This is a genomic window from Demequina sp. NBRC 110056 (assembly GCF_002090155.1).
Classification (GTDB): Bacteria; Actinomycetota; Actinomycetes; order Actinomycetales; family Demequinaceae; genus Demequina.
In genome coordinates this window covers 79,718-99,341 of the sequence record NZ_BBRM01000004.1, presented here as the reverse complement: position 1 = coordinate 99,341, position 19,624 = coordinate 79,718, and the positions used below count along the sequence as shown (strand labels likewise).

Genomic DNA, 19,624 nt, shown 5'->3' with positions numbered 1-19,624 from the left:
GACGCCCGCATGAGGTGCGAGGGTGGTCCCGGCGATGGTGGACGAGGCGCAAGAAGGGGGTTGCGCTCTCAATCTCATCTGTCACACTGGTCACATCCGTCACGTAGTTTCGTGCGGTGCGTGTGACGATGCGCGCACCGGCGAGCGGCGCCGACACCGTGCTATCCGAGGTGGTTCTTCGTGCAGTTCCCGTCAGGCCGAGTCCTTCGTCGCGGCGTGGCCGCGATCGCCGCTGCGGTGCTCGCGCTACCGCTGTTCGCCGCGACCGTATCGGCCGCCGACTCCTTCAAGGACGTCCCCCCGTCGCACAAGTTCTACAAGGAGATCACCTGGGCGGCGCAGGCGAACATCACCTACGGACACAGCGACGGCACCTTCCGACCCAAGGATGCGGTGACGCGTGAGGCGTTCGCGGCGTTCCTCTACCGCATGGCGGGCTCGCCGGCAGTGTCGCTCCCGTCGACGTCGCCCTTCAAGGACGTGAAGCCCGGCGACACTTTCTACAAGCACATCGTGTGGGCGGCGCAGAAGGGCATCACCACCGGCCATTCCGACGGCACCTTCCGTCCCAAGTCCGCGATCGACCGCGACGCGATGGCAGCGTTCCTGTACCGGTACCACGGCAAGCCCTCGTTCACGCCGCCGTCGAAGTCTCCCTTCAAGGACATGACGCCCTCCTCGAAGTTCTACAAGGACGTCACCTGGCTCGCGAAGTCGGGCATCTCGACCGGGCACGCGGACGGTACCTTCCGCCCCAAGTCCGACGTCACCCGCGAGGCCACGGCGGCGTTCATGTATCGCATGGCCGGGCGACCGACGGTGCCGGGCGTGGGCGTCCCGTCGTCCTTCACCATCAAGGGAGCGGGATACGGGCACGGCGTGGGCATGTCCCAGTACGGCGCTCAAGCGATGGCGCTGGAGGGCTACGGCGCAGGCACCATCCTGGAGAAGTACTACAAGGGCACGGACGTGACCACGGTCGCCGCTCAACAGGACATCAAGGTGGAGGTCTACGGCTCCGGCAACGACTGGAAGGACTCGGTCACCGTGGTCGTGCGGTCACCCGGATCCGACAGCACGGATGACGGACAGTGGGTCATGCGCTTCTACAACACCGGCTCGACGTCTGCTCACACGACGTGGACCGGCAAGAACAACGAGAAGCTCCACATCACGCGGTCGGGCACGTCGGTGACCGTCGAGCGCGACGGCGGCACCAAGGTCACCGCGACCAAGGACGTGTCGCTGCAGTGGGAGGCCACCAGCTACTACCAGCCGACCTCCTCTGAGGAGCCCTACGTCGACATCTACGACGGCAACGGGGCGTCCGAGATCCGCGGGACCCACGGCAAGTACCGTCACGGCAAGCTGCTCATCTCGGTGCCGCAGAGCCGCATCATCATCGCCAACGAGCTCAAGCTCAACACCGAGTACCTCTACGGCATCGCCGAGATGCCGTCGTCGTGGGACCACGACGCGCTCCAGGCCCAGGCGATCGTCGCCCGCGGCTACGCGATCAAGCAGATGAGCAACTACAGCGCGAACTGCAACTGCCACATCTACGACGACACCCGCGACCAGAACTTCACCGGGTGGAACAAGGAGAACGAGGGCACCAACGCGTACTACGGCAAGCGCTGGGTCGCCGCTGTGGACGCGACGAACTCGTCCGGCGGCGCGAACGGCAAGGTGCTCAAGTCCGGCAACGCCATCGCGAACACCTACTACTTCTCGTCCTCGGGCGGCCAGACCGAGAACAGCGAGGACATCTGGAGCTCGGCCCTGCCGTACCTCCGCTCGGTCGACGACCCGTGGTCGGAGTCCTCGATCAACCCCAACAGGTCGTGGGCCATGTCGCTGTCGCAGGCCAAGGCGAAGTCGGTGTTCGGCCTGCCGGACGTCGTGTCGATCAAGGTCACGGCACGCACCGCGGGCGGCTCGGACGCCGCCGCGACCAAGGTGACCGCGACCTCGTCCTCCGGCAAGACGTCCTCGATCACCGGGCCGGAGAGCATCCGCAGCAAGCTCGCGAGCGGCAAGTCCCCGTGGCTGTGGTCGTTCACCCCGAACTTCTGATCCGCCTCTCCCCGGCGGCGCGAGCGCCGAGGGGCGCTAGCTGAAGACGATGGTGCGATGGCCGTCGAGCAGCACCCGGTGCTCGGCGTGCCAACGGACCGCACGCGCGAGCGCCCGGCGCTCGACGTCAGCACCGATCGCTGTGAGCGTCTCCGGCGTCGCGGTGTGGTCCACGCGGTCGACGTCCTGCTCGATGATGGGTCCCTCGTCCAGATCCGCCGTGACGTAGTGCGCGGTCGCGCCGATGAGCTTCACGCCGCGGTCGTGGGCCTGGAAGTACGGCCGCGCGCCCTTGAAGCTCGGCAGGAACGAGTGGTGGATGTTGATCGCCTTGCCGTGCAGCGCCGTCGACAGCTCGGGCGACAGGATCTGCATGTAGCGCGCGAGCACCACCAGCTCGACGTCGAGCTCGTCGACAAGCGACAGCAACTGAGCCTCGGAGTCGGCCTTGGTGTCCGCAGACACCGGGATGTGGTGGAACGGCTTGCCGTAGAACTCGGCGAGCTTGGACAGCGTCGGGTGGTTGCCCACCACGGCGGCGATGTCGATGGGCAGGGTGCCGGCGCGCTCGCGGAACAGCAGGTCGTTCACGCAATGCGCGGCCTTCGACACCATGACGATCGTGCGCATCCGACGGCCCGCGATGTCGAGGTTCCAGGTCATGTCGAACCGGCCGGCGAGCTCCTCCACGGCTGAGGCGAGCTCCTCGCGCCCCGCGGCGCTCGCGAACTGCACCCGCATGAAGAACAGTCCCGTGTCGGGATCGCCGAACTGCTGGCTCTCCGTGATGTTGCCCTCGTGCTGCGCGAGCAGGCCGGACACGGCATGCACGATGCCAGGTCGGTCAGGGCAGGACAGGCTGAGGATCCACGCGGGGTCGGGCACGCTCGACATGCCCCGCATCCTAGCCGGGCGACGCTCCGGCACGGCGCGCCGCGAGCAGGCGTGACAGTGGCAAGATGGGCGTATGGATGAGGGCCAGGTGCGCATCGATGTGGTCGGCGTCGCGGATGCCGGTGAGCTGCTGACGGTGCGGCGTGCCGCGTTCGTCGTGGAGGCGCAGCTCTACAACGACCCGAACATCCCCGCGCTCACGCAGACGCTCGAGGAGCTCGAGGTGGACCTCGAGTCCGAGGACGTGGTCACGCTGGGCGCGTGGGAGGGACACCGCCTCATCGGCTCCATCCGCGTGGGCATCGAGGGCGACAAGGCGACCATCGGCCGGCTCGCGGTGACGCCCGACAAGCAGGGCAGGGGCATCGGCACGCAGCTGCTGTTCGCGGTGCTCGGGCACCTTCCGGAGTCGACCCGCGAGGTGTGGGTCTTCACCGGCCAGAACTCGAAGCACAACATCGCGCTGTACAACAAGGCCGGCTACGAGCACCAGTTCGATCAGGTCGCCGGCGACCTGACGTACGCCTACCTGCGCAAGGTCCTCGAGTCGGGCGCCATCGTGGACGACGAGGCGGACAACGCCGTGCGCGGCGACAACTGACGCCTCCGCCGACCGCTCTCTGAGGGAGTCTCAGAAACTCGAGCGTTGTCCCTGTCGTGGTCACGACAGCGACGCCAGTCACGCACGCCCGCGCGGACGGCTCTCTCCAGAGGGCCGATGCGCGGGCAGCCAAGCCGCGCACGCGCGACCGGTCCGTGGACACGGTCGCCGGCGCGCTGATCATCCTCGTGGTACTCGGTCACGCGATCGAGCCGCTCGAGGGACGGCTGTCCGAAGCGCTGCTCCAGTGGATCTTCCTCTTCCACATGCCGGCCTTCGTGTTCCTGTCCGGCTATCTCACCGGGTGGTCCTCGCATCTGAGCGCGCGCGAGCTGGCCATCCGCCTCCTCTTCCCCTTCGCCGTGTTCGAGGTGCTGCACCTCGCGCTCGCCGCGGCGTTCTCGCCTGAGCCGGTGGGGATCAGCCCGCTCACCCCGGCGTGGACACTCTGGTACCTGGTCGCGCTCTTCGCGTGGAGGCTGTGCGCGCCGTGGATCGCGCGCATCCCGGCGGCGGTGACGATCACGGCCTGCGCCGCGCTGCTCGCCGGAACGGTCGACGCGGTCGGCCAGGAGCTGAGCCTCTCGCGCATCGTCGGCTTCCTGCCGTTCTTCGCGGCCGGTCTGCTGTGGAAGGACGCGTGGTGGTCCCGGCTGCGCTCGCGATCGGTGCGCATCGGCGGTGTCATCGCCCTGGGCGGCGCCTTCGCCTGGGCATGGACCTCGCAGGCGACGGTGAATCGCGAGCTCTTCTTCCTGAGCGGCAGCTACGAGGATCTGGGCCTCACCAACGCTGCCGGCATCGTCCAGAGGGCGGGCGTGCTGGTCGTGGGTGGGCTGCTCACACTGGCCGTGCTGTCGCTGAGCGGACGCGCGTCGCGCACGCTCGCGGGCATCGGCGCGGCCACGCTCCCGGTCTACCTCCTGCACCCGCTCGTGCTGTATCCCAGCCACGAGCGCGGGTTCCCCGCCGGCGTGCCGGAGGCGCTGCTGCTGCCGGCCCTCGTGGTCGGGTCCGTCGCCTTCGCGTGGCTCGCCTCACGGCCGCGCACCGTCGCCGCGATCCGCCCGCTCACCGACCTGCGGTGGTGGCGCGGCCGGTTGACGCGCAGCTAGAGCCACTCCCTCACGAGGGTCGCCAGCCGCTCCGTCGCGCCTCCGTCGTCGTGCGCGTTGAACCGCCCGGTCCAGGCGTCGTAGCGCGCCGAACTCGCGTGCCGGTGCTCCCACGCGTAGCGCACCGCATCGGCGATGTGGCGCTCATCGTGGACCACGGGACCCGGCGCGACCGACGCAAGATCGAAGTACACGCCGCGTCCGTCGTTCGCGTAGGCGTCCAGGTCAGGCGTGAAGAAGACGATGGGTCTGCGCGTGGCCGTGAAGTCGAACATGACCGACGAGTAGTCGGTGATGAGCACGTCAGCGATGGCGAGCATGTGCGCCGACTCCGGGTAGGTCGTGACGTCGATGACGTGCGGGCCGCCGATCGCGCGGGCGGAGCGCAAGGTCGCGCTGTGGCCGCGAACCAGGAGGCGGTGTCCCGCGCCGAGCCTGCGATCGAGAGCCGCGACGTCACAGAACGTGCTCCGGTCCGCCTCGCCCTCACGGAAGGTCGGGGCATAGAGCACCACGATCTCACCAGGCCCGATGCCGAGGGAACGGCGCAGCCGGTCGCGTGTCCCGTCGGGCGCGGCGAGCACGTCGTTGCGCGGGTAGCCCGTCTCGGCGATGGTGCCGTCGTACGTGTACGCCCGCCTCAGGATCTCCGTCGAGTAGGAGTTGGGCGACACCAGCAGGTCCCATTTCGAGCTGCCCCACTTGAAGCTTTGCGGTGTCGAGCTCCTTCCCTCGTGCTGGGAACGGTCGAACCCGAGCTTCTTGAGCGGCGTGCCGTGCCACGTCTGGACGACCCGTTGACCCGGGCGCCGCTTGAACTGACTCGGGATCCAGCTGTTGTCGATGACCACCTGCGCAGACGTCAGGGCTTCCCACCACGCGGATGACCCGACGATGGTGGGCGTGACGAAGTCGGGGACCTCCACGGAATGGTCATGGACTCCCACGCGGACCTCGGTGAAGTCGTGGCGCAGCGCCTCCGCCAACGCCGCGGGACTGTCCGAGAAGGACTTGCCGAACCAGCTTTGAGCGAACAGGGTGCCGTTCGCCACCGGTGTGGGGCGCTTGACGGCGGTCACGGATGCTCTGCCGGCCTTGCCGACCTCGGAGGGCGCCAAGGGCGGAGCCATGCTGACGGTGACCAGCCCGAGTCCCGCGTGCGAGACGCGTACGTTGGCGAGCCGTCCGTGAGCGTGCAAGGGCAGCACCTCCCGCAACGCCCCCGACGCGACCAGGACCCGCGGCGCTCCGCGGCCGTAGACCACCTCGAGCACGTACGCCCCCGAAGGGATGGCGCGGTCCTGACCCCACCATCCGGCGGCATGGAGCGGTATGCGGCACTCGAAGGTGTCGGGTCCGGCGACGGTGACGGCTCCGATGGTGTCGACGCGGCTGCCGCGCAACGTCAGCGCCGTGGGGGGTGTGCCCGCGTGCGACCCGCGGATGGTGAGCACCCGCTCGGAGTCCGCCAGCTCGATGGACTCCACCGCGCAGCGTCGCTCGATCCGCACGGCGCTCAGCGCGCGGTGAGGCGTGGTCGAGATCACCAGGTCGGCGCCGGGGAAGTGACGCGACACCGGCCGCGCAAGTCGCGCGGCCCGTCGCCTGGCAAGGCGATCCACCCGCGCCAGCGCGCGGACGCGCACAGCCTCGAGTCGAGAAGGCGTGGTGGTCAAGGGTGCACATCCTCAGCGCTGTGGTTCGACGGCTCGTGCCTGCGAAGGATGGTACTGGCGTCGCCGGCAGGCGCCGAAGCGCGCGGCCACAGCTGGGCCTGACGGACCTCGCCCTCGTTGCTAGACTGGCGCGCGTCGCGACTGGCGCAGTGGGTCACCACGAGGGAGCGGCAACTTCTCAGACTGTTGGTCGTACGCCTGGGCCAAGGTCACCGGACAACCGGCGGCCCTGTGCCGTCACTCAGCACAGTGCCGCCACCAGAGAGGAAGACGATGACCACCGACTCCAGCGCCACCGCAGAGGTCATGAACGCGACCCTGCAGGACTTCGACCCCGAGATCGCCCAGGTCCTCGACCGCGAGCTCGGCCGCCAGCGCACGTACCTCGAGATGATCGCCTCGGAGAACTTCGTGCCGCGCGCCGTGCTCCAGGCTCAGGGCTCTGTCCTCACCAACAAGTACGCCGAGGGCTACCCCGGCCGTCGCTACTACGGCGGCTGCGAGGAGGTCGACGTCGCGGAGACCATCGCGATCGAGCGCGCTAAGAGCCTCTTCGGCGCCGAGTACGCGAACGTCCAGCCGCACTCGGGCGCGACGGCGAACGCCGCCGTGCTCCACGCCCTCATCAACGCCGGCGACAAGATCATGGGCCTGTCGCTCGCGCACGGCGGTCACCTCACGCACGGCATGAAGCTCAACTTCTCCGGCAAGCTCTACGAGGTCGCCGCGTACGGGCTCGACGAGGCCACGCACCGCATCGAGATGGACCAGGTGCGCGAGCAGGCGCTGGCCGAGCGCCCCGACGTGATCATCGCGGGCTGGTCCGCCTACCCGCGTCACATCGACTTCGAGGCGTTCCGGTCGATCGCCGACGAGGTGGGCGCCAAGCTGTGGACCGACATGGCGCACTTCGCCGGGCTCGTCGCCGCGGGTCTGCACCCCAGCCCCGTGCCGCACTCGGACGTGGTGTCGACCACCATCCACAAGACCATCGGTGGCCCGCGCTCCGGCATGATCCTGTCCCGCGACACCGAGTACGCCAAGAAGCTCAACTCCGCGGTGTTCCCGGGCCAGCAGGGCGGTCCGCTCATGCACGTCATCGCGGCGAAGGCCGTGGCGCTCAAGGCCGCGGCCGCTCCCGAGTTCAAGGAGCGCCAGTCGCGCGTGCTCGAGGGTGCGCGCATCATCGCGGAGCGCCTCACGGCGGCCGATGCGGTCGAGGCGGGCGTCAACGTCGTCACGGGCGGCACGGACGTGCACCTGGTGCTGGCCGACCTGCGCCACTCGCCGCTGACCGGCCAGGACGCGGAGGATCTGCTCCACGAGGTCGGCATCACCGTGAACCGCAACGCGGTGCCGTTCGACCCGCGTCCGCCGATGGTGACGTCGGGCCTGCGCATCGGCACCCCGGCGCTCGCCTCTCGCGGCTTCGGCGCGGAGGAGTTCACGGAGGTCGCCGAGGTCATCGCACAGGCGCTCATCGGCGGCAAGGACGCGGACGTCGCTGGGCTGCGCGCTCGCGTCGCGAAGCTCGCCGACGACTTCCCGCTCTACCCCGAGCTCCAGCAGTAATGGCTCCGCAGCGGCTCGACGGCAAGGCCACTGCAGCCACCATCAAGGCCGAGCTCGGCGAGCGCGTCGCTGTCCTCGCGGACTGCGGCGCGACGCCGGGCCTCGGCACGCTGCTCGTCGGCGACGACCCGGGCTCGACCTGGTACGTCAACGGCAAGCACGCGGACTGCGCGGAGGTGGGCATCGCGTCGATCCGCGAGGACCTGCCCGCCTCGGCCACGCAGGACGAGATCGAGGCGGCCGTCACGCGCCTCAACGAGGACCCGGCCTGCACGGGGTTCATCGTGCAGCTGCCTCTCCCCGCGGGCATCGACACCAACCGCGTGCTCGAGCTGATCGACCCGGACAAGGACGCCGACGGCCTGCACCCGACCAACCTCGGTCGCCTGGTGCTGCGCACGTCGGAGCCCGTCGAGTCGAGCCTGCCCTGCACGCCCAAGGGCATCATCGAGCTCATCGAGCGCCACGGCGTCTCGCTGCGCGGCAAGCACGTGGTCGTCGTCGGCCGCGGCACCACGGTCGGCCGCAGCATCGGCCTGCTGCTGACGCGCAAGGACGTCAACGCCACCGTGACGCTGTGCCACACCGGCACCGCCGACCTCGCCTCTCACACGCGGGAGGCCGACGTCATCGTCGCCGCGGCCGGCGTTCCGGGGATCATCACGGGGGACATGGTCAAGGACGACGCCGTGCTGATCGACGTGGGCGTCTCGCGCGTCACGGACCCGGAGACCGGCAAGTCCAAGGTCGCGGGGGACATCAGCGCCGATGCGGTGGCAAGGTCCTCGTGGTTCTCGCCCAACCCCGGGGGAGTGGGTCCCATGACCAGGGCGATGCTGCTGGCGAACGTCGTCGAGGCAAGCGAGCGAAAGGCAGGGCTGCGCTGATGCGGATCGTGTCCGTCAACGTCAACGGGGTGCGCGCCGCGCTGCGCAAGGGCATGCTGCCGTGGCTCGACGAGGTGGGCGCCGACGTCGTGTGCCTGCAGGAGGTGCGCGCACCCGAGGACCTGCTGGCCGCCGAGCTGGGCTCGACCTGGCACGTCGCGGACCACATCTCCGAGCAGAAGGGTCGCAACGGCGTCGCGATCCTGGCGCGCGAGGAGCTATCGGACGTCCACGTCGGCGCCGAGGCGCTCGGCGAGACGGCGACGGCCGCCACCCACACCGGCCGGTGGGTCGAGGGCACGGTGCCGTCGCCCGCCGGCGATGTGCGCATCGTCAGCGTCTACGTCCACTCGGGCAACGCCGAGGACGCGGTGAAGATGGCCGACAAGTACGCGTTCCTGGACCTCATGACCGCGCGCCTCGAGGCCCTTGCCGCCGCGCACGAGCGCGTGGTCGTGATGGGCGACATCAACATCGCCCACCAGAACAACGACATCAAGAACTGGAAGGGCAACCTCAAGTCGGCGGGCTTCCTGCCGGAGGAGCGCGCCTACCTCGACCGGTGGATCGAGGCGGGCTGGGTGGACGTCCACCGCGTGCACGCCGGCGATGTCCCCGGCCCGTACACGTGGTGGTCGCAGCGCGGCAAGGCGTTCGACAACGACGCCGGCTGGCGCATCGACTACCAGCTCACGTCCCCCACGCTCGCGGCGGCGGTCACGGACGTTCGGGTGGACCGGGCGCCGTCGTACGACACGCGCTGGTCCGACCACGCGCCGCTCGTCGTCGACTACGCGCTGTAGCCCAGCCGCCTCACACCACGAGGAAGCGGGGCCGTTCGCGCCCCGACGCAGTAAAGGCGCGGTCGATGTCGCTCGCCACCGCATCGGCATCGGCCCTGCGCACCAGGGCGAGGGTCGAGCCTCCGAATCCAGCGCCCACCATGCGCGCGCCGAGCGCGCCCGAACGGAACGCGGTGTCGACCGCGAGGTTGAGCTCGGGGGTCGACGCCTCGAAGTCCACCTCGAGCGAGGCGTGCGAGCGGAAGAGCTGCTTGCCGATGTCGACGAACCGTTCATGCGCCGGCCCGGTGCCGGCGAGCTGCGCGCTCACGTCGATGACCCGCTCGACCTCCGTGACCACGTGTCGGGCTCGCGCGCGCAGCACCGGGTCAGGCAGCCCCTCGATCCTGAAGCGCGCACCGTGGACACCGACGAGGTCCCTGAGCCGCTCCACGCCGAGCGCCGCCGCTGCGGCGGCGCATTGATCGCGCCGTTCCACGTAGCCCGCGGTGCGCTGACGGCCCCGGCTGCGGACGTCGGTGATGAGCAGGCACAGCCCGTAGTCGGGGAAGTAGAGCGGCCGATGCGTGGCGATCGGGGGACGCTCGGAGAAGTCCAGCTCGAGCGCCTCGCCTTCGCGGCACCGCAGCTGCGTGTGCTGATCGAGCCCGCCCGTCGGCGCCTGGGCGATCGCCTCCTCGCCGTCGATGCAAGCCTCGGCGAGCTCCGCGTGTGCATCGTCCGAGTCGAGCGCCAGGCGCCACAGGGCGTTGACGGCGAGGGCCGTCGCGCACTCCACCGCTCCCGAGGAGCCGAGCCCCGCGTCGGCCGGCAGGCACGACGTGATCGCCAGATCGACGCCCGGGCCGTCGTAGCCGCGCTCGCGCAGCGCCCACAGCACGCCGGTGACGTAGGCGGGCCACCCGCCGACGCTGGACGGAGCGATGTCGGAGAGCCTGCCCTCCCACGTCTCGCCGGGACCGGCGAGGTCGCCAGCGCCCTCGGACGCGATCCTGACACTGGAGTCCTCGCGCCGGCGCGCGGCCACGTAGGTCCGATGCGCGGTCACGGTGGGCAGCGACAGGCCGCCGCTGTAGTCGGTGTGCTCGCCGATGATGGTGAGCCTGCCGGGCGCGGACCACACGCCGTCGGCTGCGCCGCCCCAGGCGCGTTCGAAGAAGGCGAGAGTGCGCGTCTCGCCCTGGCCACGCGTCCACGGCTCGATCCACGCTGGGTCCCCCGTGGAGCCGTCGCTCCCCATGAGCGCCATTGTGCCAGGCGGGATCTCCGGGCGTCGAGAGCCCAGCCGGCCCTTTCCCGGCACGCGTTCGGCGGGCAGGCTCGCGTGCTGGAGGGGCCGCATCTGCGCTCCCGTATGCGGGCGTACGATGGGCGAACTCGCCCTACGAGGAGGTCAGTCGATGTCAGACGGCACGCCCGAGACGCCCGCCGAGCAGACGCCCAAGAAGGCTCCCGCTCGCAAGCCGGCCGCGAAGCGGTCTGCGGCGAAGAGCGCGCCCGCGAAGGCGGCCGCCGCGTCTGCGCCCGCGGCCGACGCGGCGCCCATCACCGAGCAGGCGCCCATCGCCGACCCCGAGCCCGCACCTGTCGCACAGGCGACAGCCGCATCGGCGCCACCCACCCCGGACGAGCGCACGGGTGCGTCCGCTCCCGCGCCCTCGTCGAGCCCGTCGATCCTTGACCGCGTCCGCGCGAACCGCGTGGGGCCGCTCGCCGCGGGGCTGCTGGTCGCGCTCCTCGTGGGGTTGCTGCTGTCTGTGCTCGTGCCGAACGACCCGGGCGCGCTGGCGATGCTCATCCTCGGCGCACTCCTGGCGGCGGCCGTGGGCTTCACCGTGCGCTACCTCAGCACCTGTGCGGGTCTGCGTCGCCAGGTGGAGGCGTTCATCGCCGCGGCGCTCGGCATCCACGTGATGGCGGTGACCGGACTGGTGGGCGGCGAGCTTCCGTTGCTCGACCTCGTCGGCGCTGAGGGGCCGTCGTTCAACGACGCGCTGCTCGCCGCCCTGGCGACGCCACCGGTGTCCACCGGCGGTCTGCTCGCTGGCCTGACCGCCGCGATCATCGTGGGGTGGGGCGAGCGTCCCCGCCGAGACGAGCACGCTCAGCACCACGGCCACTGACGGTCACGGCGCGGCAGGCGCCTGCGAGAGGCGTCAGCGCTTGACGGGAGTCACACCCAGCGAGCGCCCCGCGAGGCCGCGCTGACGCGAGGTCAACGACCGGGCGATCGCCTTCAAGGACTGGGCGGCGCTCGAGTCCGGGTCGCTCACGACCACGGGAGTCCCGGCGTCGCCGGCCTCACGGGCGGTGATGTCGAGTGGCACCTGGCCGAGGACGGGCACCTGGGTGCCAAGGGTCGTGGTCAACCGCTCGGCGACCACCTGGCCGCCGCCCTCGCCGAACAGGTACAGACGCGAGCCGTCGGGCTGGTCCAGCCACGCCATGTTCTCGATGACGCCGACGACGTTCTGCGAGGTCTGCGTGGCGATGGAGCCGGCGCGCTCGGCCACTCCCGCAGCCGCGGACTGCGGCGTCGTGACGACAACGAGCTCAGCGTGGGGGAGGAGCTGCGCGACGGAGATCGCGATGTCGCCGGTGCCGGGCGGCAGGTCGAGCAGGAGGACGTCGAGGTCACCCCAGTAGACGTCGGCGAGGAACTGCTCGATCGCGCGGTGCAGCATGGGCCCGCGCCACACCACGGGCTGGCCGGCGGGGACGAACATGCCGATGCTGACGGCCTTGACCTCGTGCGCGATGGGCGGCAGCAGCATGTCGTCGAGCCGCGTGGGCTGGCCGGTCACGCCGAGCATGCCCGGGATCGAGAAGCCGAAGATGTCCGCGTCGAGCACGCCGACCTTGAGCCCGTCGGCGGCCATCGCGGCGGCCAGGTTGGCGGTCACGGTGGACTTGCCCACGCCGCCCTTGCCCGAGGCGATCGCGTAGATGCGCGTCATGTTGCCGGGCTGGGTGAACTGGATCACCGGCTCGGGCTTGCCGCCGCGCAGCTTCGAGCGCAGCGCGAGGCGCTGCTCCTCGTCCATGACGCCCAGCTCGATGGCCACCTCGTCGACGCCGGCGACGCGTGACGCGGCACCCTTGACGTCGTCCGTGATCCGCTCCTTCATGGGGCATCCGGCGGTCGTGAGATCGATCCCGATGATCGCGCGGGAGCCGTCGACGTCCACGGATCGGACCATGCCGATCTCGGTGATCGGACGGCGGATCTCGGGGTCGATGACGGTGCTGAGGGCGTCGCGGAGCTGCTCGACGGTAGGCATGCGTCCATGGTAGGCGGTATGCGGGGGTCCACCTCTCGCCCCCAGGGTGATCAGAGGCGGGCTTCCGGCACGCCGAAGGCTCGAACGTGTGGCATCCGTCACACGGCGTGCCGCGCACCCTTGTGCCCTGGTAGATCGCGTGGCACGATGCTCCCCAACACGAGGTGGGCGAGCGCGGGAGGGGGCGCCGATGCAATCTCGGACGTTCTATCCCGAATCGGGCGATCCGAACGGGATCCTGGGCCCGAACGGTTGGCTGCGCTCGGGCGATCCCGAGGCGCCGCGCATCCACGTCCCCCTGCAGCCCTCGACGGACACGGCCGCGCCCTCCGAGCCGCACTACCGCCTGCGCGCCATGGGCCTGGGCCTGGTGTTCGCCCTTCTCGGAGGTGTCTTCTACGTCTCGCTGTTCGTCCTCACGGGCCAGGAGGTGCTGGCGGCGTCGCTCATGATCGGACTTCTCGCCGGAGCCGGGATGCGCCTGGGCGGAGCCCGCGACCGGTGGTCTGTGGCGTTCGCCGCGAGCGCCATGGGCACCGTGATGTGGGGTGTCGCCTCAGCCGGGGGCAAGGCGCTGCTGGTGGCGATCGACCCCTCGGCCGATGCCACCGTCGCCATGACCAATGGCCTCGTGGACACCGCGGGGATGCTCGCGAGCCCGTCGGCGGACTCGCTCATCGCGGTGATCGCGGTCGGCCTCATCATGGCCGGCGCCGTCGTGTCGACGGCGCTGTTCACGAAGCGCCGCTCGCGGCGCTCGCCCCAGCTCTGAGGCGGGCGCCCTCAGCGGCTCTCGCGCTGAGCGGCCTCGTCGTCGAGCTGCTGCAGCTCCTCGAGCAGCGCCCGCAGCTCGGATCGAACGAAGTCGCGGGTGGCGGTCTCGCCGACGGCCTGGCGCAGCGAGGCGACCTCGCGGGCGAGGTACTCGGTGTCGGCCAGCGAGCGCTCCGCGCGCTGGCGGTCCTGCTCAGCGGCGACGCGGTCGCGGTCGTCCTGCCTGTTCTGGGCGAGCAGGATCAGCGGCGCGGCGTAGGAGGCCTGGAGCGACAGCATCAGGGTGAGTGCCGTGAAGCCGTTCGCCGCCGAGTCGAAGCGCAGGTTCGTCGGGGCGAACGAGTTCCACAGCAGCCACACGATGCAGAACACCGTGAGGTAGATGAGGAAGCGTGTGGTGCCGAGGAAGCGTGCGATGCCCTCGGTGGCGGCGCCCATGCGGTCGGACCCCTTGCGGCGGCGGTGCCAGGGGCGGCGCTGCTCCGCCTTGGGTCGATCGAGCCGATCGCTCATGACGCCACCTCCGGCGCCTCGTCGTCGCTCATCTCGTCGTCCATGTGCTCGCGCCAGTCGCTCGGCAGCAGGTGGTCGAGGACGTCGTCGATCGAGATCGCGCCCAGCAGCCTGTGGTCCTCGTCGATGACGGGCAGGGCGAGGATGTCGTAGGCCGCCATGCGACGCGAAACCTCCTGGAGCGAGTCGAACGGCGCGAGCGGCTCGATGGCCGTGTCGCAGAAGTTGCCGATGGACTCGTGCGGGGCCTCGCGCAGCAGACGCTGGATGTGGACGATGCCGATGAAGCGGCCCGTCGGCGTCTCGAGCGGAGGCCGCACCACGAACACCATCGACGCGAGCGCCGGCGGCAGCTCCTGCTTGCGCACGAGCGCGAGGCAGCCCGCGACCGACGTCTCGGGACCGACGATGACCGGCTCGGTGGTCATGAGACCACCCGCAGTATCGTCCTCGTAGCCGAGCAGCTGTCGCACCTGGTCGGCGTCCTCGGGCTCCATGAGGTCGAGCAGCGCCTCCGCCTCCGCGTCGGGAAGGTCGCCGAGCAGGTCCGCGGCGTCGTCGGGGTCCATCGCCTCGAGCACGTCCGCCGCGCGGTCCGTGCGCAGGGTGCCGAGGAGCGTGATCTGGTCCTCCTCGGGCATCTCCTCGAGCACGTCGGCGAGCCGCTCGTCGTCGAGGGCCGCGGCGATCTCCGCCGAGCGCGCCGGCGACATCTCCATGAGCGCCGCGGCGAGGTCCGCGGGCTTGTGGTCCGCGAAGCGCTGGATGACCAGCTGGGCGCCCTGCACCTCGTCGCGCCTCATGAGGCCGGTGATCTCGTCGAGGCCGACGACCACGGCCTCGCCGCGACGCGAGAAGCCGAGCACGCCCTTGCGCCGCTCGGCCTTGCGCACGAACAGCTTCGACACCGCCCAGGTGCCGCCGCGCATCGGCTCGATGGCGATGTCCTCGATGAAGGCCTTCTCGCGCCCGGCCTTGATGGTGACGGACCGCTCGAGCAGCTCGGCGATCGCGAGCGTCTCCGACGAGCGCGCCTTGAAGCGGCGCAGGTTGAGGACGCCCGTGCAGATGACCTGGCCCGGCGCGATCGAGGTGACGCGCGTGAGCGGCAGGAAGACCCGGCGGCGTCCCGGCACCTCCACGACGAGTCCGACGGCGACGGGAGCGGAGCCGCGGCGCATCAGGATGACGACGTCGCGCACGCGGCCCACCGCGTCCCCGATGGGGTCGAAGACGGTGGTGCCCGCGAGGCGCGCGACGTACACCCGCTCCACTGGCTGGCTCATGCGCTCAGCCTAACGGCGCGCCACCCGAGGCCCGGGAGGCGGGGCGACGCCTCGCCGCGCCCTCGTCGTGCGAACCCGGCGCGCCGTGCGCTCGCGGAGCGGCGTCGCCATGGTCCCACGACCCGGTCACACCGTCCGGTCACCCCAGCCGGCTCGCGACTGCCCGCTCACCCCCGCAGGCCGGCCCAGCAGCGCAGCATCGCGGCGACCGCCGCGTCCACGTCGTCGGCGGTGGTGGCGGCGTCCGACACGGACACCCGCATCGCGCGCCTGCCCTTCCACACCGTGGTGCCCGCCCAGGCGGTCCCGTCGGCCTCGAGCGCCGCGATGGTGGCGAGCGTGGACTCCTCGTCGCCGAAGGCGACGAGGACCTGGTTGAGCTGCACGGGGGCGAGCACCTCGGCGCCCCCGGCGGCGAGCGCATCGGCCATCCGTCGGGCCTGCGAGCAGGTCCGCTCGATCAGCGCCGCGAGTCCGTCGCGGCCCAGCGCGGCGAGCGCGGCCCACGTCTCGATCCCGCGCGCTCGCTGGGAGATCTGGATGCCCTTGTTCATCGGGGCGTCCGCGGCGAAGGTGATGTACGGAGCGTCTCCCGCCATGGCGCGGTGGAGGTCCTCGCGGGCGCGGACGATCACGATGCCCGAGTCGTAGGGGACGGACAGCCACTTGTGCGCGTCGGTGGCCCAGGAGTCCGCCAGCTCGACGCCGGACACCTGGTGGCGAAGCGCAGGGGACGCCGCCGCCCACAGGCCGAACGCACCGTCGACGTGCACCCAGCCGCCGCGGTCGCGCACGCCGGGGATGATCGCGGAGAACGGGTCGGAGGCGCCGGTGTTCACGTTGCCCGCCTGGAGCAGCACGAGCGTGAGGGCGTCGGTGTCCGCAGGGAAGGCGTCAGCGTCGATCGCCCCGGTGGCGTCGGTCGGCACGCGTTCGATCTGCGCCTCGCCGAATCCCGCCAGGCGCAGCGCCTTGAGCGCCGAGGCGTGGACCTCCTCGCCCACGATCACCCGGAGCGCCGGCGCGCCCTGGATCCCGCGCTCCGCGACGGACCAGCCGGCGCGGGCGAGCAGGGCGTCGCGTCCGGCGATGATGCCGGTGAGGTTCGCGACCGTGGCGCCGCCATTGAACGCCGCGATGGCCGTCGGGGGCAGGTGCAGGGCGTCGACCACCCAGGAGCACGTGACCGCATCGAGCACCGAGGCGACGGGCGAGCCGCCGCCGGCGTTCTGGTCCCACGCGCCGGCGAGGATCGCGGCGGCCTGCGCCGCCGGCTCCGTCCCGCCCGTGACGAACCCGAAGTAGCGTCCGTCGTTCACGACGGTGGTCGCGGGCGAGCCGAACGCGTCGAGCTCGGCCAGCAGCTCGTGCGGCTCGCGGCCGTGCTCGGGCAGCCCCGTGCGGAAGGCGTCGAGTGCCGCCACCGCATCGGGGGAGGGGAAGACGGGCCGATGCGCGGCGTTGGCGGCGTACGAACCCGCCCTTCGTGCGGCCTCGGTGATGAGGCCGATGCGCTCGCGGGTGCGGGCCCGCGTCGCCGGGTTGGTGTGGACTCGCTCCAGGGGTGTGGTGGTCATGGCACGAGCATGCGCCGGACTGGACCCGTGATGAAAGGGCCACCTCGCGGGCCACTGGCTCTTGCTCCAAGGGGCCAGTTCGCGGTGGGATGGCTCCATGCGCACCACCGCCGATCAGCTCCGCGACGTCCTCGACCACTGGCAGTCGGGCACCGGCCCGCTGTACTCCCAGCTGGCCGACGCGATCGTGTCGCTCGCCGAGGCGGGCTCGCTCGACCACGGAACCCGGCTGCCGTCCGAGCGTGCACTCGCCGAGGCGCTGCACCTGTCGCGCAACACCGTCACCGCCGCGTACCAGCGGCTGCGCGACGACGAGTGGCTCGAGGTTCGGCCGGGAGCGGCGCCCACCCTGGGGGCGCGAGCCCGGGGGCTCGACGGCATGTCGTACCAGGACCGCTTCGCGAAGATCCTGCCCGGCACGCGTGCGCCGCTGGTGGGCCTGAGCTCGGCGTGCCCCCCGCCCGCGCCCGTGGTGACCGAGGCTCTGCGAGACCCGGGGGAGCTGCTCGATGGCTCGCTGTCCGGAGGCACGGGGTACGCCGCGCTCGGTGATCCCGAGCTGGTGCGTGCGGTCGTCGAGCACCTGCGCTCCCGCGGCATCGACGCGCACCCGGACGAGGTGGTGATCACCGCCGGCGGCCAGCAGGCGCTGTGGCTCGCGGTCACGGCGCTCGCGGGTCCGTCGTGCCCGGTCGCCATGGAGGCGGTCGCGTACCCGGGGGTGTTCGACGCGCTCACCTCGGCCGGCTCGCGGCCCCTGGCGCTGCCGATGACCCGCGAGGGCCTCGACGTCACCGCGTCCGTCAAGCTGATCCGGGCCGCGCGCCCCGATGTCGCCTACCTCACGAGCTTCCAGAACCCGACGGGCACCGTGCTCGAGGAGGAGGACGCGCTGCGACTGCTGGCCGCCGCGTCCGCCGCAGGCACCACGGTGATCGACGACCGCATCACCGGCGAGCTGGCGCTGACCGGCTCGCCGCGACCGCCCTTCGCGTCGCTCGAGACCGACGCCGCCGTGGTGACCATCGGCGGGCTGTCGAAGGTGTTCTGGGGCGGCCTGCGCATCGGCTGGCTGCACGCCAACGCGACGCTCGCCACCCAGCTGCGCAACCGCAAGGCGGCGATGGACCTGGGTAGCCCGGCGTTCTTCCAGCAGCTCGCGACGCGGTTCCTCACCGAGCACTACGAGGCGACGCTGGCCTGGCGCCTCGACGCCATGCGCGAGTCGCTCGCGGCGACGGTGGACGCGATCGTCGAGCACGGGCTGGACTGGGAGTTCCGCACTCCCGACGGCGGGCCGTGCCTGTGGGTGCGGATCCCCGGCGGCAACGCGGAGCGATTCGCCGCGCGCGCGTCTGACGCGGGCGTGCCGGTCGCCCCCGGCACGGCCTTCGAGGTGGTGCCGGGCCAGGGCTCGGAGCACTTCCGGCTGCCGTTCTACCTGTCGCCCGAGGAGATGCGGCTGGGCGTCAAGGTGCTCGCCGAGCGCGCGGCCTGATCCCGTCCACCGAGCGTCCTAGCAGGACATGAGTGCCGAAAATCGGCCGAAATCGGCATTCATGTCCTTCTAGGAGACATCACGCGGCGGTCAGCCCCACGGACTCGACCCGCGCCTCTGCCTCGAGAGCGCCGTGAGCCGTGATGACCTCGTGCGCCCCGACCGAGGCGGCGAAGTCGTCGAGCCAGGCCCGCGCATCGGCGCCCGTGCCGACGGCGGTGCACCGCATCATGTCGGCCATCTGGGCGCCCTGGGGTGACGTGAGGAAGGCGTCGATGTCCGCGTCCGAGTACTCGGGGATGCTCGGCCCACGCTTGAGCATCCCGCGCACGCGCCAGCGTCGCGCGGCCTCGAACTGCTCGCTCGCCGTGTCGGCATCGGCCGCGGCGAAGACGTTGGCAGCGACCATGAGGTAGGGCTCTGCGAGCTGCTCCGACGGCTGGAACGTGTCGACGTAGACGGCCGTCGCCTGCTCGAGCGCGGCAGGCGCGAAATGCGAGGCGAACGCGTACGGCAGGCCCAGCTGTGCCGCGAGCTGAGCGCCGAACAGCGACGAGCCCAAGATGTACAGCGGCACCTCGGTGCCCTTGCCCGGGGTGGCCTCGACGCCGTGCACGCGGGTGGTGTCGCCCAGGTAGCCCTGCAGCTCGAGCACGTCCTGGGGGAATCGGTCCGAGTCCTGCGGGTCGCGCCGGAGCGCGGCGAAGACGTTCCGGTCGCCGCCGGGCGCGCGCCCGAGACCCAGGTCGATGCGCCCGGGGTTGAGCTCGGCGAGGGTGCCGTATTGCTCGGCGATGGCGAGAGGAGAGTGGTTGGGCAGCATCACGCCTCCGGCGCCCAGACGAATGGTCGACGTGTGCGCCGCGACGTGAGCGATGAGCACGGCAGGCGCGGCGGACGCGATGCGGTCGATGTTGTGGTGCTCGGCGTACCAGACGCGTGCGTAGCCCGACTCCTCGGCGGCGCGCGCGAGGGCGACGGAGTGGCGGTAGGCGTCAGACGGGCGCTCGCCGGGGGCGATGGGGGCAAGGTCGAGGACGGACAGCGTGGTCACAGGTCTCCAAGCGTGAG

The 19,624-nt window shown here is 71.2% G+C and carries 17 protein-coding genes and 1 riboswitch; of the genes, 9 read left to right on the top strand and 8 right to left on the bottom strand.

The annotated features are described in order from the left end of the window. Nucleotides 1-180 precede the first annotated feature (180 nt). Nucleotides 181-2,076 (top strand): SpoIID/LytB domain-containing protein, encoded by a 1,896-nt coding sequence (locus B7K25_RS06790; RefSeq protein ID WP_084104983.1) that lies wholly within the window; start codon nucleotides 181-183, stop codon nucleotides 2,074-2,076. Between the two features lie 36 nt (nucleotides 2,077-2,112). Here B7K25_RS06790 and purU read toward each other — a convergent pair whose 3' ends face one another. Further along, complete coding sequence (gene purU / locus B7K25_RS06785) at nucleotides 2,113-2,979, bottom strand: formyltetrahydrofolate deformylase (protein WP_084104982.1); 867 nt, start codon at nucleotides 2,977-2,979, stop codon at nucleotides 2,113-2,115. A gap of 64 nt (nucleotides 2,980-3,043) precedes the next feature. Between purU and B7K25_RS06780 the strand changes: the two genes are divergently transcribed. Then, on the top strand, nucleotides 3,044-3,571 hold the full coding sequence (locus B7K25_RS06780) for a GNAT family N-acetyltransferase (RefSeq protein WP_084104981.1): 528 nt from the start codon (nucleotides 3,044-3,046) through the stop codon (nucleotides 3,569-3,571). Nucleotides 3,572-3,627: 56 nt separating this feature from the next. After that, nucleotides 3,628-4,686: an acyltransferase family protein gene (locus B7K25_RS06775; protein WP_084104980.1), complete on the top strand. Its 1,059-nt coding sequence runs from the start codon at nucleotides 3,628-3,630 to the stop codon at nucleotides 4,684-4,686. Here the strand turns inward: B7K25_RS06775 and B7K25_RS06770 are convergent. Continuing rightward, a complete protein-coding gene (locus tag B7K25_RS06770) occupies nucleotides 4,683-6,362 on the bottom strand; it encodes a CDP-glycerol glycerophosphotransferase family protein (RefSeq protein WP_144018909.1) in 1,680 nt (559 codons plus the stop codon). The genes B7K25_RS06775 and B7K25_RS06770 overlap by 4 nt on opposite strands. A gap of 111 nt (nucleotides 6,363-6,473) precedes the next feature. Next, nucleotides 6,474-6,573: riboswitch (ZMP/ZTP riboswitch) on the top strand. Between the two features lie 62 nt (nucleotides 6,574-6,635). On the opposite strand from B7K25_RS06770, the gene glyA reads away from it, so the two are divergent. Genes glyA through B7K25_RS06755 form a run of 3 tightly spaced genes read left to right on the top strand, consistent with a single transcriptional unit; the run spans nucleotide 6,636 to nucleotide 9,624 of the window. Continuing rightward, on the top strand, nucleotides 6,636-7,934 hold the full coding sequence (gene glyA / locus B7K25_RS06765; RefSeq protein WP_084104978.1) for a serine hydroxymethyltransferase: 1,299 nt from the start codon (nucleotides 6,636-6,638) through the stop codon (nucleotides 7,932-7,934). Continuing rightward, nucleotides 7,934-8,821, top strand: a complete 888-nt coding sequence (locus B7K25_RS06760; protein WP_084104977.1) for a bifunctional methylenetetrahydrofolate dehydrogenase/methenyltetrahydrofolate cyclohydrolase — start codon at nucleotides 7,934-7,936, stop codon at nucleotides 8,819-8,821. The genes glyA and B7K25_RS06760 overlap by 1 nt, the downstream gene beginning before the upstream one ends. Beyond that, nucleotides 8,821-9,624, top strand: a complete 804-nt coding sequence (locus B7K25_RS06755; protein WP_084104976.1) for an exodeoxyribonuclease III — start codon at nucleotides 8,821-8,823, stop codon at nucleotides 9,622-9,624. Before B7K25_RS06760 ends, B7K25_RS06755 begins: the two co-directional genes overlap by 1 nt. Before the next feature lie 10 nt (nucleotides 9,625-9,634). Here B7K25_RS06755 and B7K25_RS06750 read toward each other — a convergent pair whose 3' ends face one another. Further along, nucleotides 9,635-10,864 carry a galactokinase family protein gene (locus tag B7K25_RS06750; protein WP_159450149.1) on the bottom strand — a complete coding sequence of 410 codons (1,230 nt, stop codon included), beginning with the start codon at nucleotides 10,862-10,864 and terminating at the stop codon, nucleotides 9,635-9,637. A gap of 160 nt (nucleotides 10,865-11,024) precedes the next feature. On the opposite strand from B7K25_RS06750, the gene B7K25_RS06745 reads away from it, so the two are divergent. Continuing rightward, on the top strand, nucleotides 11,025-11,747 hold the full coding sequence (locus tag B7K25_RS06745) for a hypothetical protein (RefSeq protein ID WP_084104974.1): 723 nt from the start codon (nucleotides 11,025-11,027) through the stop codon (nucleotides 11,745-11,747). Between the two features lie 33 nt (nucleotides 11,748-11,780). Here the strand turns inward: B7K25_RS06745 and B7K25_RS06740 are convergent, their stop codons facing one another. Next, a complete protein-coding gene (locus B7K25_RS06740) occupies nucleotides 11,781-12,905 on the bottom strand; it encodes an Mrp/NBP35 family ATP-binding protein (protein WP_084104973.1) in 1,125 nt (374 codons plus the stop codon). A 190-nt stretch (nucleotides 12,906-13,095) separates the two neighbouring features. Between B7K25_RS06740 and B7K25_RS06735 the strand changes: the two genes are divergently transcribed. Then, nucleotides 13,096-13,677 (top strand): hypothetical protein, encoded by a 582-nt coding sequence (locus B7K25_RS06735; protein ID WP_084104972.1) that lies wholly within the window; start codon nucleotides 13,096-13,098, stop codon nucleotides 13,675-13,677. A gap of 11 nt (nucleotides 13,678-13,688) precedes the next feature. Here the strand turns inward: B7K25_RS06735 and B7K25_RS06730 are convergent, their stop codons facing one another. The 3 genes from B7K25_RS06730 to B7K25_RS06720 all read right to left on the bottom strand — a co-directional run bounded on the left by B7K25_RS06730 (nucleotide 13,689) and on the right by B7K25_RS06720 (nucleotide 17,055). Further along, on the bottom strand, nucleotides 13,689-14,192 hold the full coding sequence (locus B7K25_RS06730; RefSeq protein WP_084104971.1) for a DUF1003 domain-containing protein: 504 nt from the start codon (nucleotides 14,190-14,192) through the stop codon (nucleotides 13,689-13,691). After that, the gene (locus B7K25_RS06725) at nucleotides 14,189-15,478 is read right to left on the bottom strand and encodes a magnesium transporter MgtE N-terminal domain-containing protein (RefSeq protein WP_084104970.1); all 1,290 of its coding nucleotides are present in this window, start codon (nucleotides 15,476-15,478) and stop codon (nucleotides 14,189-14,191) included. The genes B7K25_RS06730 and B7K25_RS06725 overlap by 4 nt, the downstream gene beginning before the upstream one ends. 167 nt (nucleotides 15,479-15,645) lie before the next feature. After that, nucleotides 15,646-17,055, bottom strand: coding sequence for an aminotransferase class V-fold PLP-dependent enzyme (locus tag B7K25_RS06720; RefSeq protein ID WP_159450148.1), 1,410 nt, complete (start codon nucleotides 17,053-17,055; stop codon nucleotides 15,646-15,648). Between the two features lie 97 nt (nucleotides 17,056-17,152). Here B7K25_RS06720 and B7K25_RS06715 point away from each other — a divergent pair, with 97 nt between their 5' ends. Further along, on the top strand, nucleotides 17,153-18,553 hold the full coding sequence (locus tag B7K25_RS06715) for a PLP-dependent aminotransferase family protein (protein WP_084104968.1): 1,401 nt from the start codon (nucleotides 17,153-17,155) through the stop codon (nucleotides 18,551-18,553). 79 nt (nucleotides 18,554-18,632) lie between these two features. Here the strand turns inward: B7K25_RS06715 and B7K25_RS06710 are convergent, their stop codons facing one another. Next, nucleotides 18,633-19,607 carry an LLM class flavin-dependent oxidoreductase gene (locus B7K25_RS06710; protein ID WP_084104967.1) on the bottom strand — a complete coding sequence of 325 codons (975 nt, stop codon included), beginning with the start codon at nucleotides 19,605-19,607 and terminating at the stop codon, nucleotides 18,633-18,635. Nucleotides 19,608-19,624 lie beyond the last annotated feature (17 nt).

Bases quoted from the DNA above. Each gene is read 5' to 3' on its own strand.
- purU (WP_084104982.1), bottom strand. From the start codon at position 2,979: ATGCGGGGCATGTCGAGCGTGCCCGACCCCGCGTGGATCCTCAGCCTG.
- B7K25_RS06780 (WP_084104981.1), top strand. From the start codon at position 3,044: ATGGATGAGGGCCAGGTGCGCATCGATGTGGTCGGCGTCGCGGATGCC.
- glyA (WP_084104978.1), top strand. From the start codon at position 6,636: ATGACCACCGACTCCAGCGCCACCGCAGAGGTCATGAACGCGACCCTG.
- B7K25_RS06760 (WP_084104977.1), top strand. From the start codon at position 7,934: ATGGCTCCGCAGCGGCTCGACGGCAAGGCCACTGCAGCCACCATCAAG.
- B7K25_RS06755 (WP_084104976.1), top strand. From the start codon at position 8,821: ATGCGGATCGTGTCCGTCAACGTCAACGGGGTGCGCGCCGCGCTGCGC.
- B7K25_RS06750 (WP_159450149.1), bottom strand. From the start codon at position 10,864: ATGGGGAGCGACGGCTCCACGGGGGACCCAGCGTGGATCGAGCCGTGG.
- B7K25_RS06745 (WP_084104974.1), top strand. From the start codon at position 11,025: ATGTCAGACGGCACGCCCGAGACGCCCGCCGAGCAGACGCCCAAGAAG.
- B7K25_RS06740 (WP_084104973.1), bottom strand. From the start codon at position 12,905: ATGCCTACCGTCGAGCAGCTCCGCGACGCCCTCAGCACCGTCATCGAC.
- B7K25_RS06735 (WP_084104972.1), top strand. From the start codon at position 13,096: ATGCAATCTCGGACGTTCTATCCCGAATCGGGCGATCCGAACGGGATC.
- B7K25_RS06730 (WP_084104971.1), bottom strand. From the start codon at position 14,192: ATGAGCGATCGGCTCGATCGACCCAAGGCGGAGCAGCGCCGCCCCTGG.
- B7K25_RS06725 (WP_084104970.1), bottom strand. From the start codon at position 15,478: ATGAGCCAGCCAGTGGAGCGGGTGTACGTCGCGCGCCTCGCGGGCACC.
- B7K25_RS06720 (WP_159450148.1), bottom strand. From the start codon at position 17,055: ATGACCACCACACCCCTGGAGCGAGTCCACACCAACCCGGCGACGCGG.
- B7K25_RS06715 (WP_084104968.1), top strand. From the start codon at position 17,153: ATGCGCACCACCGCCGATCAGCTCCGCGACGTCCTCGACCACTGGCAG.